At 43.5% G+C, this 12,317-nt stretch carries 13 protein-coding genes; 6 read left to right on the forward strand and 7 right to left on the reverse strand.

Annotation, left to right across the window (positions count from 1 at the left end; all coding sequences use genetic code 11):
* Nucleotides 1-6 precede the first annotated feature (6 nt).
* Nucleotides 7-963, reverse strand: a complete 957-nt coding sequence (locus AC5O63_RS06710; protein WP_494504377.1) for an AAA family ATPase — start codon at nucleotides 961-963, stop codon at nucleotides 7-9.
* A 362-nt stretch (nucleotides 964-1,325) separates the two neighbouring features.
* Between AC5O63_RS06710 and AC5O63_RS06715 the strand changes: the two genes are divergently transcribed.
* The 3 genes from AC5O63_RS06715 (at nucleotide 1,326) to AC5O63_RS06725 (ending at nucleotide 3,728) form a co-directional block, all read left to right on the forward strand.
* A complete protein-coding gene (locus AC5O63_RS06715) occupies nucleotides 1,326-3,239 on the forward strand; it encodes a methyl-accepting chemotaxis protein (RefSeq protein WP_494504378.1) in 1,914 nt (637 codons plus the stop codon).
* A 77-nt stretch (nucleotides 3,240-3,316) separates the two neighbouring features.
* Entirely contained in the window at nucleotides 3,317-3,517 is a 201-nt protein-coding gene (locus tag AC5O63_RS06720) for a restriction endonuclease subunit S (protein WP_171319924.1), read from the forward strand.
* Nucleotides 3,518-3,602: 85 nt separating this feature from the next.
* Nucleotides 3,603-3,728, forward strand: coding sequence for a hypothetical protein (locus tag AC5O63_RS06725; protein WP_494504379.1), 126 nt, complete (start codon nucleotides 3,603-3,605; stop codon nucleotides 3,726-3,728).
* Between the two features lie 70 nt (nucleotides 3,729-3,798).
* On the opposite strand, the gene AC5O63_RS06730 is transcribed toward AC5O63_RS06725, so the two are convergent.
* Nucleotides 3,799-4,620, reverse strand: a complete 822-nt coding sequence (locus AC5O63_RS06730) for a crotonase/enoyl-CoA hydratase family protein (protein WP_494504380.1) — start codon at nucleotides 4,618-4,620, stop codon at nucleotides 3,799-3,801.
* 247 nt (nucleotides 4,621-4,867) lie between these two features.
* Here AC5O63_RS06730 and AC5O63_RS06735 point away from each other — a divergent pair, with 247 nt between their 5' ends.
* A complete protein-coding gene (locus AC5O63_RS06735; protein ID WP_171319910.1) occupies nucleotides 4,868-5,791 on the forward strand; it encodes a LysR family transcriptional regulator in 924 nt (307 codons plus the stop codon).
* Nucleotides 5,792-5,850: 59 nt separating this feature from the next.
* On the opposite strand, the gene AC5O63_RS06740 is transcribed toward AC5O63_RS06735, so the two are convergent.
* On the reverse strand, nucleotides 5,851-6,165 hold the full coding sequence (locus AC5O63_RS06740; RefSeq protein ID WP_171319908.1) for a hypothetical protein: 315 nt from the start codon (nucleotides 6,163-6,165) through the stop codon (nucleotides 5,851-5,853).
* Between the two features lie 249 nt (nucleotides 6,166-6,414).
* Nucleotides 6,415-7,089 carry a DUF1826 domain-containing protein gene (locus tag AC5O63_RS06745; RefSeq protein ID WP_494504381.1) on the reverse strand — a complete coding sequence of 225 codons (675 nt, stop codon included), beginning with the start codon at nucleotides 7,087-7,089 and terminating at the stop codon, nucleotides 6,415-6,417.
* A 429-nt stretch (nucleotides 7,090-7,518) separates the two neighbouring features.
* On the opposite strand from AC5O63_RS06745, the gene AC5O63_RS06750 reads away from it, so the two are divergent.
* Together AC5O63_RS06750 and AC5O63_RS06755 are read left to right on the forward strand one after the other, a co-directional pair.
* On the forward strand, nucleotides 7,519-8,493 hold the full coding sequence (locus tag AC5O63_RS06750; protein WP_494504382.1) for a DUF1852 domain-containing protein: 975 nt from the start codon (nucleotides 7,519-7,521) through the stop codon (nucleotides 8,491-8,493).
* A gap of 23 nt (nucleotides 8,494-8,516) precedes the next feature.
* Nucleotides 8,517-9,545 carry a methionine synthase gene (locus AC5O63_RS06755; RefSeq protein ID WP_004745469.1) on the forward strand — a complete coding sequence of 343 codons (1,029 nt, stop codon included), beginning with the start codon at nucleotides 8,517-8,519 and terminating at the stop codon, nucleotides 9,543-9,545.
* Between the two features lie 38 nt (nucleotides 9,546-9,583).
* Here the strand turns inward: AC5O63_RS06755 and AC5O63_RS06760 are convergent, their stop codons facing one another.
* The 3 genes from AC5O63_RS06760 to AC5O63_RS06770 form a co-directional block, all read right to left on the reverse strand.
* The gene (locus AC5O63_RS06760; RefSeq protein WP_494504383.1) at nucleotides 9,584-10,786 is read right to left on the reverse strand and encodes a GGDEF domain-containing protein; all 1,203 of its coding nucleotides are present in this window, start codon (nucleotides 10,784-10,786) and stop codon (nucleotides 9,584-9,586) included.
* Nucleotides 10,787-10,903: 117 nt separating this feature from the next.
* Complete coding sequence (gene pyrC / locus AC5O63_RS06765) at nucleotides 10,904-11,932, reverse strand: dihydroorotase (protein WP_171319896.1); 1,029 nt, start codon at nucleotides 11,930-11,932, stop codon at nucleotides 10,904-10,906.
* 173 nt (nucleotides 11,933-12,105) lie between these two features.
* Nucleotides 12,106-12,264, reverse strand: coding sequence for a YqaE/Pmp3 family membrane protein (locus AC5O63_RS06770; protein WP_069668351.1), 159 nt, complete (start codon nucleotides 12,262-12,264; stop codon nucleotides 12,106-12,108).
* Nucleotides 12,265-12,317: the final 53 nt, after the last annotated feature.

The raw sequence follows: 12,317 nt of genomic DNA on the forward strand, positions 1-12,317 counted from the left end.
ACTGACCTAAGCACTGCCAACGAGCGAGAGTAACTTATTGATGACTTGATTCGGGTGAATACCTTCCGCTTGCGCTTGATAGCTGAGTAATAGTCGATGACGTAAAACAGGGAACGCCATAGCTTGTACATCTTCAGGTGAGACAAAGTCTCGACCGTTTAACCAAGCATGAGCACGAGCGCATCGGTCGAGCGCAATCGTTGCGCGTGGGCTGACACCCATCTCAAGCCACTGATTCAATGAATCATCGTACTGGCTCGGGTTTCGGGTCGCCATAACCAATCGAATGATATATTGCTCGATCGATTCTGCCATATGAATATCTAGCACCGATTGACGGGCGGCAAAGATATCGGCTTGAGAAAGCGTCGGAGGTGTAATGCCTAAATCGCCCTTCGCTTCACCTCTATTAAGGCGCAGAATCTCTAGTTCACTCTCGGCGTCAGGGTAGCTGACATCTAGATGGATTAAGAATCGGTCTAATTGAGCTTCTGGTAGAGGGTAAGTCCCTTCTTGCTCTATTGGGTTTTGTGTTGCCATAACCAAAAACAGCTCTGGAAGCTTGTAGGTATTGCGACCGGCCGTAATTTGTTTCTCAGCCATGGCTTCAAGCATGGCCGCTTGAACTTTTGCAGGTGCACGGTTGATCTCATCAGCTAAGATCAACGAGTTAAAAATAGGCCCAGATTGAAAGGTAAACTCGCCAGTTTCCGGACGAAAGATATCTGTTCCCGTTAGATCCGCTGGGAGTAGGTCGGGCGTAAACTGGATTCGATGGAAGTCGCCTTCGATACAATCCGCTAAGGATTTAACAGCGCGCGTTTTAGCTAATCCAGGAGGACCTTCGACCAAAATATGACCGTCAGCGAGCAATGCAACAAGCAGTTGATTCACCAGTTCGCTCTGACCAATGATTTGGCTATTTAGGTATTCGCGTAGTTGTTGTAGAGCGTGTGAATTCATGATCTTGTTTCTCCTCATTTTTCACTTAGTAGCTTGTAGGCTTAAAAAGTTCCACTTGATAACGGAACACTATCTTGAGTGACGAAAGCGTCATCATCCAGAAATTGAAACTCCAGAACAAGTGTAGTTATTTCAGCTAGTTAAAATATGGGGACAAAAATCTCAAATCCAACTTTTCAATATTGAAATCTTAGCTCGCATGAGTAGTGCAAACGCGATGGATAAAAAGTATTCACCTGATGATTATTTTGTAAAGAAAATTGTCTATTAGTCGATATACTAAGCTGATTGGAGCAAGAACTCTTCTCATGAGAGGACTTGTCACGACACCAACAAATTAATGCTTCTTATAGGCAGGTAAAATGAAACTAAACTCAATTAGCATAAAACAGAAGGTGGTTGCAGGGATCACCTTCGCTGTTTTAGCGTCGACTATTATTGTTGGAGTGATGGCCCAGCGCCAAGCTCGCGAAGTTCTTGAGCACCGACTGATTGATATTGAGCTGCCTTCTATGCTCGAACAAATCAGCAGTCAGATTGATAATGAAGTCAGTCAATTGTTGTTTGCAGCTGAGCAAATTGCCAACAATGAGTTTGTTAAACAAGCTATCAATACCACGAATATCGATCCAGAAGTTGAAGCTCGATTGGTAAAACAACTGAACAATGTACGTTCTCAGTACAAGCTCAATGATGCCTCTGTAGCAAACCGTGACACGGCTTACTACTGGAACCAAAATGGCTTTTTACGTCAATTGAATCAGCAACAAGATGGTTGGTTCTTTGGCTTTACTCAATCAGGCAACGCCACGTCAGTGAGTATTTTCCAAGAAGCCAATGGCGATGTGAAAATGTTCACTAACTACCAAGTGCTGAATGGTATGTCGATGTCAGGTTTGTCTAAGTCGATGGACGACATGGTTGCACTCTTGAACGGCTTTAAGATTGAAGATACTGGATTTGTATTTCTGGCTGATGCTGCAGGAACAGTTCAGATCCACCGTGATAACAGTAAATCGAAATCCACGTTAGCAAAACTTTTTGGCGGCGAATCCTCTATGCTACTGGGTAAATCGAGTTTCAACCTAATCAATACAGAATATGAGGGGCAGAACGTATTTGTTGCCAGTACCTACGTACCGTCTATGGATTGGTTTGTAGTAGGCGTTGTTCCGGTTGATGAAGTTTTTGCCGATCTGAATGCCGTTGCTAAACAGATGATGTTTACTACAATCATCGTCGCAGGCCTTTTCATCTTCATGGGTATCTTCTTAGCCAATAGTATTGCTCGTCCTATTCGTGAAATCGCATCACGATTTGCAGACCTAGGTAAAGGTGATGGTGACTTGTCACAACGCATTGAAATAAAAGGCACAGATGAAATTGGTCAGCTTTCAGAAGGCTTTAATGGCTTTATTGAGAAAATTCATGATTCGATGAAAGAAGTCGCCTCGACAAGTAATGCCCTTCAATCTGCTGCGGATGGTGTATCGAGCAAAGCGAATACCACCCATGACAACAGTCAGATTCAGCGTGACCAAACTATCCAAGTAGTGACGGCAATCAACGAAATGGGTGCAACGATCAGTGAGATCGCGAGCAACGCTGCGACAGCTGCCGAAACGGCAAACCAAGCTTCAGATAATACTGAAGTGGGGCAAAATGTCGTGAATCAAGCTAAAGATGCGATCAGCCGTCTTGCGCTTGATATCGAGAATACAGGCCAAGTTGTCGAGCAGTTAGCTTCAACGACGCAAGAGATTGGTTCTATCTTGGATGTTATTCGTGATATCTCAGAGCAAACTAACTTACTTGCACTGAATGCTGCGATTGAGGCTGCGCGAGCGGGTGAGCAAGGCCGTGGATTTGCCGTGGTAGCGGATGAAGTTCGTAACCTAGCGAGCCGTACGGCAGACTCGACTGAAGAAATTCAGAAGATGATCAATCAATTGCAAAGCGATGCGAAAGATGCGGTAACCGCTATGGAAGCAGGTAAGAGTGTCACGAGCGAAGGTGTTTCAGCTTCAGATGAGGCGGTAGAGGTTCTGGTTAATATCTCAGAGCGTATTCACGACATCTCAGATCGTAATACTCAAGTTGCTACTGCTACGGAAGAGCAGTCAACCGTGGTTCATACCATCAATCAGAATATTGAAGAGATCAATGCGATCAATGAAGTCACCACGGGTACAGCAGAAGAGCTAGCAGCAGCAAGTGCAGAGCTTAAAGAACTGTCTGCTCGTCTAGATACTATGGTAGGTAGCTTCAAGCTATAGCCTCTTCAGAAACTGGCATTACTGGGTCTAAGTCGGTAAACTTAGACCCAGTTTTTATTTATAGGGTAAGTGAAGTCATGAGTGATTTCGAAAAAGAGCTAGAGCAGATGTCACAAGAGATGGGCAGTGAGCCTGAAGTGGCACTACCATCGTTAGACGAGCAAAAAGCCATTGCTGCGGAGCTGAAAAAGCTTGAAGCGGAAGGCAAGCTAACACCAGAAGTGCTTGAAGAGTACTTTGGTAAGTTCTACACAAAAACAGATACGCCAATTCACTAAGACGAAAGGTCTTAAGCGTATTTATTCCAATCTCCTAAGTCGCCTCAGGCGGCTTTTTTGTTGCCTATCATTAAAAGGGTTAATCATGTTCATCTTCGTTCGTTTACTAAAGCTCGCTATTATCTGCGCGGTGTTTTTTACCATCTATGATTTTATCGCGTTTGGTGAGGTTACATGGGTTGAACGTTTACTGGCAGCGCTTGGCCTCTAATGGACAAAGTGACTCATTCTCTTTGCAAAGATTAGGGCCAGTATGGCCCTAACACGAGGGAGAGTTGTCGCTAAAATTGGCGTGGTGCGAAATCGGTTTTAGTTTGAGATTCTTGTTGGGATTGCATTTCTCTTTTGGCGGCAATAACGCGGTTTTTACCTATCATCACTTTAATTTGATACCAGGTTTCAAGACAAAGCGCCCAACCAGGGCTTGACCACCAGGTCTTGTGGTACAGTTTCTTCGTCGCTGCGATAGCATCCGGAGAGCGATTAGCACACTCTAATGCAAGCTTATAGGCCTCATCATAAGGCTGATCTGAGATTTTCGTGACCAGACCATACTGTTGCGCCGTGTCCGCATCAATTTCTTTTGCTGTCATAGCCAATTCTAAAGTGTGGTCTTGGCGCATCAACTCACGAAATGCTAGTGCACCACCCATATCGGGAATTAGTCCCCATTTTCCTTCGAGAATCGAAAACTTTGTCTTTGGGTGGGCAATCCTAAAATCTCCACCGCTTGCTAATTGTAAGCCGCCACCCCAACAGCGCCCGTGGAGAGCAAAGATGACGGGGCAGGGGATGTCTCGCCATCCGACAGAGAAATACTGAGCATCATTTGCACGGGTTGGCCACCACTTAAACAACAGTTTGATAGCGCCTTTTTTATCGTGCATCAATGATTTAACGTCAAGCCCCGAGCAAAAATCGTTACCATTGGCTTTTACAATGACCGCCCTAATGTCTCTATTGTTCTCGAGCTGTTTAATGGTGCGCTTTACAGCGTTAAACATCTCCATATCAATCGCATTCATTTTATCGCTACGGTTAAGTGAAACAGTGGCAATCTTATTGTTATCTATGTCGCAGGTAACTCTTGGTTGGTCTGACATTGAACTCGCTCCTTACTGGTCATACCAATAATGTAACTAGATTGTTAATGATATAAAATCGAATGGAGTCGGTTTTGGGCTTCAGGCTAGGTTTTTATGAATATTGTCGGTGGTTTTCACTTGTACCAAGCAATACGAGCAATCGAAATCTTCATTTAATGTACTCGGTTTATGGCGTCTAAGAGCTAACTTTAGTTCTTGCTATGGTTTAGACTAAAGTATTGATTACGGTAATGAAGGTAAGCAAATGGATTTAGCGAGTAGATTGAACCTTCTTTTGGAAATATCGAGAACAGGCTCATTCGCTAAAGCAGCCGAAAAACTCAATGTTGATCGCTCGGTATTGTCAAAGCAAATCAAGCAGCTTGAAGATCACTTAGGTGTAAAACTGATAAACCGCACTACACGTTCGATGTCACTGACAAGTGTGGGTAAAAGGGTGGTCGAGCAAGCGGAAAAAGTCAGCCAAGCTTTAGAAGAAACCGTAGACATAGCCCATTCATATCACAGTGAACCATCTGGGCATTTACGGGTTTCAAGCTCCGTTTTGTTTGGTCGAGCCTATTTGCAAAAAGTTGTCGAGTGTTTTTTACAACGATTCCCGAAAGCAACCGTTGAGTTACTGCTTAGTGATGAGCTGGTGGATGTGGTCAGCGAAGGATTCGATCTTGTTTTTCGAATTGGCCCAATGAGAGACTCTTCGATGATTGCGCGCCATCTCACCGAGAACAAGTCCGCAATCATTGCATCTAAAGAGTTTGTTGAAAAATACGGGATGCCTGAAACGCCTGAAGAGCTCGCTGAGTTGCCTGGTGTGATTTATGCGAACAAACACTTTGTTGTCGATAAACTGCAGTTTGTCGATCGTGAGTCAGGACAAACGTCTGTTTATCCGATCAAGTATAGTTATCGGGTCAATGAGGCGGATTTGATACTTGCCAGTGTGAAAGCATCAATAGGATATGCTCAAATCGCTCAATTTATGCTGGCTGAAGACATGGAAGAGCAAGGTATCGTTCAACTGCTACCCGATTATACCTTGGCGTCATTTGGTGATATTCACGCAATTTATACGCATAGGAAACAGTCAATATTGGCGACATCATTTATTGAAATTACGCGAGAGGTGATTGGGACACCACCTGTATGGGAGCGTAATTTTAAATCTTGATTTGAATAAAGCAAAAGCCCGATTGAGCGTCGGGCTTTTTGACATCCATGTTTTCTTACTTAGAACGATGTTAAGTAACGTTGTTCACGTACTGCGACACCATTCTCGTCTTCAATCTCGAATGTGAATGAACGGCCATGGTCAAGTAAGTTTGCTGCCATAAACGTACCTTTCTCACCTGTGGTGAAGTATTGGGTACCGTTGCCTTTCACTTTCACTTTTACATCGCTAACTGGAGCGCCGTTTTCCAGAACAGTTACGACTGCTTGGTTTTCGAATGTTTTGATTCGGATAGACTGATCTTTTGCTGGCATTGCTGAAGCCATTGTAGATGTTAGTGCCGCAATAATTAGAGTTGTGATAGCTGTTTTCATAATCTTATTCCTCTGAATGCTTTTATTATGCTTTTATTAAGAACCGCTGTTCTTGGTACGGGAGAGATTATGCTTAAATTCATAAGTGTGATAAATATCACAAATGTCATTTCACTGTTGCTGAAATGTCTATAATCGATAGGTTAAAGAAGCTCATGGAAAACCCCTCAAATTTTTATCGAGGGATTCAGTCTTTCTAAAAATGAGAATACAAGGAGTGTTTGATAACGAGGCTTAACCCGCTTTCATTTAACCAAAGTCGAGTGTCATTATAAATCGAGGCTTATCTGCATCAATGGTAGGAGAGCGGTGGACTAACGCTTTATCTTCATTACCTTCCCAGCGACCACCTTTAAGCAATGCGACATCACCGCAATGTAATTGCTGAACATCCGATTCGTGTTGATACAGACCGGAAAGAGAATCTGATAGGCCATTGCTACCACGGCCCAGCTTTGAACGATCTAAACTCGGGTTAGCGAGCCACTCTGTTGCCGCACCATGATAGGTGGTCACAAGGCGACATGGCACCTGATCAACATGGAATCGTGGACACATCGCTCCACTTAATATGGCAAATCGCAATCCTACTTCATCCAACTCAAACAGGTAGCAGAACATATCAACAAGCTGAGCCATGTCTTCCAGAAGGGCTTTTGGCGCTTCACCATCAGTCACGTAGTCAAGAACCTCAAATGCATTTGCTGGGGAAACTGTCAAAGATTTACTAATGGTTGGATTCGCGGTCATATATTGGCTGACGGCGTTGGCAAAGCCTTGGTCGAAACGACGTTGCCAGACGGCAATATTGACTCCGTCTTGGTAGATATCACTCAGTACAGCGGCTTGCTTGCCCAAGCTAACGCATGGAGTTTCAAATTCCGTTGTTTTTCTTAAGGTAGGCTTAGCTATAACCGCATCCATTGAAAAGTACTCCCGATATTATTGATAGCGCTGCAATTAAGATTCACAGCAAGTAGAATAATTACCCATTTGTTGGATGTTATAACATAACAATTGTTGCGGTTAAACTTAATAGCGCCGAAAAGGGGAGCGATAATAATCGCGCATGGCTTTGCCACATCAGTTTTAAGTGCACTTGTTGGACATGAACCTCCTTCATGAGATTTTATTATGAATTTTTCTCATAATGCATTTGAAGTAAAACCATTGTTCTTAAAATGTGAATCAACGTTATAAAGGAACCTACTCTTATATCTAGACAGAATTAAGCCATTTAATCGCAGGATTGTTGAAGACCAAAGTTAACGGCTGACTAGAAAAATCAAAAATAAAATGAAGAGAGTAGGGAATAAATCAGCTTTCATCTAAGGAAATAGGATACAGAACGTTATGAGTAAAGAATTCACATTTAGCATCAAGAGCCTCAGCCTTGATGAGAACTACAGCCCGTCGGACAGCACACGTATTACGACTAACTTCGCTAACTTAGCAAGAGGTGAGAGTCGTCAACAGAACCTGCGTAATGCGCTTAATATGATTGATAATAATTTCAATGCCCTCGCGCATTGGGATAACCCTAATGGCGACCGCTACTCCGTTGAGCTTGAAATCGTTTCGGTAGATATGGATATAGAAGCTGGCGCTGAAAGCTTCCCTTCGATTGAAGTTTTAAAGACGTACATTGTCGATCATAAAACGAATGAGCGTATTGAAGGCATTGTCGGTAACAACTTTTCTTCCTATGTTCGTGATTACGACTTTAGCGTTCTGCTCCTTGACCATAACAAGGATAAGCCGCAATTCACTATCCCAGAAGGTTTTGGTGATCTACATGGCAAACTGTTTAAGCATTTTGTCAATTCACCAACTTACAAGCAGAACTTCAAAAAGCGCCCAGTCATCTGCTTAAGCGTATCGGATAACAAGACTTATCATCGCACTGAAAACCAGCACCCAGTGCTAGGTTATGAGTATGAGCCAAATGAGTCTTCACTGACCGAACAGTACTTCCAGAAAATGGGTCTACAAGTCCGTTACTTTATGCCGCCAAACAGTGTTGCTCCTTTCGCGTTCTACTTCTTTGGCGATCTACTCAATGATTACACCAACTTAGAGTTGATCAGTACGATCAGTACTATGGAAACGTTCCAAAAGATCTATCGTCCAGAGATCTACAACGCGAATGCTGTTGCGGGTAAATCGTACCAACCAAGCTTGAAAAACAGCGATCACTCTGTAACACAAATTGTGTATGACCGCGAAGAACGTAGTCGATTGGCAATAGAGCAAGGTAAATTTGCTCAAGAGCACTTCATCAAGCCGTATCAAACTGTACTAGAGCAATGGTCTGCTAGCTACGCTTAATAATAATGAGAAGAAATAAAAGCATGAAAACACTATTACCGACTTCTACGGCAGGAAGCCTGCCAAAACCTTCATGGTTAGCACAGCCAGAAACGCTTTGGTCACCTTGGAAACTGCAAGGTGAAGAACTAACAGATGGTAAACAAGATGCGCTTCGTTTGTCTTTGCAAGAACAGCAACATGCGGGTGTTGATATAGTCAGCGATGGTGAACAAACTCGCCAACACTTCGTTACGACATTTATCGAGCATTTAAGTGGCGTTGACTTTGAAAATCGCCAAACGGTAAAGATTCGTGATCGCTATGATGCGAGTGTACCAACAGTCGTGGGGCCTGTGAGTCGTCAAAAGCCTGTGTTTGTTGAAGATGCTAAGTTTTTGCGTCAGCAAACAGATAAGCCGATCAAGTGGGCGTTACCAGGTCCAATGACGATGATCGATACGCTTTATGATGATCATTACAAGAGCCGTGAAAAGCTCGCGTGGGAATTTGCCAAAATACTCAATCAAGAAGCGAAAGAGTTAGAGGCTGCTGGTGTCGATATCATCCAATTTGATGAGCCAGCATTTAACGTCTTCTTTGATGATGTGAATGATTGGGGTATTGCGTGTCTAGAAAGAGCCATTGAAGGACTAAAATGTGAAACGGCGGTTCACATCTGTTACGGCTATGGCATTAAAGCAAATACAGATTGGAAAAAGACGCTAGGTACCGAGTGGCGACAATACGAAGAAGTGTTTCCAAAGCTGCAGAAGTCTAACATTGATATCATTTCGTTAGAGTGTCATAACTCTCGCGTGCCGATTGAGTTGCTTGAGCTTATTCGCGGCAAAAAGGTCATGGTTGGGGCTATTGACGTTGCGACAGATAGCATTGAAACGGCTGAAGAAGTCGCAGAGACACTACGTGAAGCTCTAAAGTATGTTGATGCAGATAAGCTTTACCCGTGTACCAACTGCGGTATGGCTCCATTGTCGCGTGAAGTTGCTCGCGATAAATTGAACGCATTAAGTGCTGGGGCGGAGCTTGTACGAAAAGAGCTGTCAGCTTAGCTCACAAGGTAATTAATTGAATAGGTGCCTGAGTATCGTTAAGACTTCCATTTATGGTTTAACGATACTTGGGCATCGTATGAATTTTCGCTGAGAACAACTCTATTCCTTCCCTGATTTTTGGCATCGTACAGCGCTCTATCGGCGCGTTCTATTAACCGTTCCCAATGCTCGTTGGCTAATAACTCACTGACACCAAAGCTTGCGGTACAGAACTCCCGGTTACTGGGTAACATCGTTGTTCGTTCAATAACGTTTCGAAGCTTTTCAGCGACAACTTTGGCTTGGTTTTTGTTGGTTTCTGGAAGTAATACTAAAAACTCCTCTCCACCATAGCGAAATGAAAAGTCATTCTTTCGTGTTTCTATTCTAAGTATTCTGCCTATTGTTCTTAGAACATGGTCTCCCGCTTGGTGACCATACATATCATTGATTTGTTTAAATTTATCTATATCAATCAGTAAGACAGATAGAGAGTGTTCAAAGCGTTGTGCCCGTGCCACTTCCTTGGGTGCAAACTCTTCAAGTGCTCTTCGGTTATAGAGTCGAGTGAGCTCATCCTTGAGTGATGAGTCGTAAATAGTGGCAACTAATCTTCCTGTAAGCATCCAAGTAATCGCAAAGCCGATAAAAATGATCATTGCTATTATGGTGAGGAAAGCGAGCTGCTGAACCCAGTTAGCAACCATAAAGTCATCAATTTTGTCTTCAAAAGGAAGCATACCAAGGCGGAACAAGCCATAGGCGGCGTAAACGAGCATCCCTAAAGACAGCAAACGTTTTGAAGGGGCAATGTCTTCTTTGGCGCCATGTTGGTTTGCGTATATTGTCAAAAAGCTAAGCGCGGAAGTGTAACCAGCCATTATGGCGATACGAGCATCTGTTGAAGATGAAAAGTAAGTGCAATAGGTGAGTAGAGTAATCACCACGGGGAGAGAGTAGTAGCCATAGTTAGCGAGTGAGGCAGCGTACCCCCTTAAAAGGCAGACGCCATGTAAAATAAGAATAAAGCTTACTGATATAATGGAGTTAGCCAGAATCTTGGAAACCCACAAAGAGACAGTGTTACCAAAGCTCATCAGCATAAAGCCAACGCCAAGCAGCATCAGCGCCAACGCAATTAAGTTGATTCCGCGAATACGAGGCTGAAGAGTTTGAATCAAAGCGAGTCCAACACAATACGTCAAGGAAAGTATGACGCAGACGACGGACAGCGTGGGAATATCTAACTCAATCAGCATAGTGACCTCAAAATGAATGCTACATTGAGTTTAGGTTATATTGATAAAATGCTAAATAAAAACCCCAGTAACTACTATCTAGTTACTGGGGTTAGTCGATAGGATTAAATTAGGTGTTTACTTAACCGTCCACTTAATCTCTTCACCTGCGCGAATAGGTACAACGACATCACCGCCAAATGGCATCGTTTCTGCAACAGGCCAAGCTTCTCTGGTCAGTGTTACTGTATCTTGGTTACGAGGTACACCGTAAAAATCCGGGCCGTTGTGGCTTGCAAATGCTTCAAGATTTTCTAATTTACCCTCTAGCTCAAACACTTCTGTGTAAAGCTCTAGCGCAGCGTGCGCAGTGTAAGAACCTGCACAACCACAAGCGGCTTCTTTCATACCTTTAGCGTGCGGCGCTGAGTCTGTACCTAGGAAAAACTTCTTACTGCCGCTCGTCGCTGCTTCAATCAGCGCTTGCTGGTGGGTGTTGCGCTTAAGAATTGGCAGACAGTAGAAATGAGGTTTGATGCCACCAACCAACATGTGATTGCGGTTATAAAGTAAGTGGTGAGCGGTAATCGTTGCAGCAACATTGTCGTTGGCGTTTTTAACAAAGTTCGCTGCATCAGCCGTGGTAATGTGCTCAAGAACAATCTTTAGATTCGGGAAGTCGTTGACGATAGGAGCAAGAACGGTATCTAAAAACTCTTTTTCACGGTCAAAAATATCGACATCGTGATGAGTCACCTCACCGTGAACCAGAAGTAACATTCCTACTTCTTGCATTGCTTCAAGAACGTGGTAGATATTCTTCGCGTTGGTGACACCGGAATCAGAGTTGGTAGTTGCGCCTGCTGGATAAAGCTTAGCGGCTACTACAGCACCAGACTCTTTTGCTTTACGGATTTCATCTGGAGTCGTGTTATCCGTTAGGTAAAGCGCCATTAGCGGTTCAAACTGCTCGCTTGGCTTCTCTGCCATAATGCGTTCGCGGTAAGCGAGTGCCATTTCGGTATTGGTAACAGGTGGGATGGTATTCGGCATGATTAGCGCGCGGCCATTGTAGCGGCTAATATCTCGCACAGTATCCTTTAGAACTTCACCATCGCGTAGATGAACATGCCAGTCGTCAGGACGTGTGATCGTAAGTGTTGTCATTATTGCTCCCACCATAATAAGAAGTTTGTCTGATTGGAGCCTAAACGGCGCGAAAACTGTGAAGGCAAACGCTTACGCTTAGGCGACAGGATGATAGAGCAAACCGCTATGTATTTCATCCTCTTTTTTTGATGAAAGCCTTATTTGTCGGATATCTGTGCGTAAATAAACGCTTAGCGTACAGTTAACCAAAGAGCATGGATAGAACCTGGGATAAAAAAGAAAAATGTAAGAATTAAATTGATCAGAAAGTCTTTGTTTAATCCTTTGTCCAAAAATACGGCAACAGGGGGAAGGAAGATACAAAGAAGAATCATAATAAGCTTGTTCATAATTAGAATCCTTAGAGCGCATGAATTGAGTTTATGGTGGGTAACGGATTATC

Source organism: Vibrio sp. SCP2, from assembly GCF_059295395.1.

Bases quoted from the DNA above. Each gene is read 5' to 3' on its own strand.
- AC5O63_RS06720 (WP_171319924.1), top strand. From the start codon at position 3,317: ATGAGTGATTTCGAAAAAGAGCTAGAGCAGATGTCACAAGAGATGGGC.
- pyrC (WP_171319896.1), bottom strand. From the start codon at position 11,932: ATGACAACACTTACGATCACACGTCCTGACGACTGGCATGTTCATCTA.
- AC5O63_RS06715 (WP_494504378.1), top strand. From the start codon at position 1,326: ATGAAACTAAACTCAATTAGCATAAAACAGAAGGTGGTTGCAGGGATC.
- AC5O63_RS06710 (WP_494504377.1), bottom strand. From the start codon at position 963: ATGAATTCACACGCTCTACAACAACTACGCGAATACCTAAATAGCCAA.
- AC5O63_RS06745 (WP_494504381.1), bottom strand. From the start codon at position 7,089: ATGGATGCGGTTATAGCTAAGCCTACCTTAAGAAAAACAACGGAATTT.
- AC5O63_RS06750 (WP_494504382.1), top strand. From the start codon at position 7,519: ATGAGTAAAGAATTCACATTTAGCATCAAGAGCCTCAGCCTTGATGAG.
- AC5O63_RS06730 (WP_494504380.1), bottom strand. From the start codon at position 4,620: ATGTCAGACCAACCAAGAGTTACCTGCGACATAGATAACAATAAGATT.
- AC5O63_RS06760 (WP_494504383.1), bottom strand. From the start codon at position 10,786: ATGCTGATTGAGTTAGATATTCCCACGCTGTCCGTCGTCTGCGTCATA.
- AC5O63_RS06735 (WP_171319910.1), top strand. From the start codon at position 4,868: ATGGATTTAGCGAGTAGATTGAACCTTCTTTTGGAAATATCGAGAACA.
- AC5O63_RS06740 (WP_171319908.1), bottom strand. From the start codon at position 6,165: ATGAAAACAGCTATCACAACTCTAATTATTGCGGCACTAACATCTACA.
- AC5O63_RS06755 (WP_004745469.1), top strand. From the start codon at position 8,517: ATGAAAACACTATTACCGACTTCTACGGCAGGAAGCCTGCCAAAACCT.
- AC5O63_RS06770 (WP_069668351.1), bottom strand. From the start codon at position 12,264: ATGAACAAGCTTATTATGATTCTTCTTTGTATCTTCCTTCCCCCTGTT.
- AC5O63_RS06725 (WP_494504379.1), top strand. From the start codon at position 3,603: ATGTTCATCTTCGTTCGTTTACTAAAGCTCGCTATTATCTGCGCGGTG.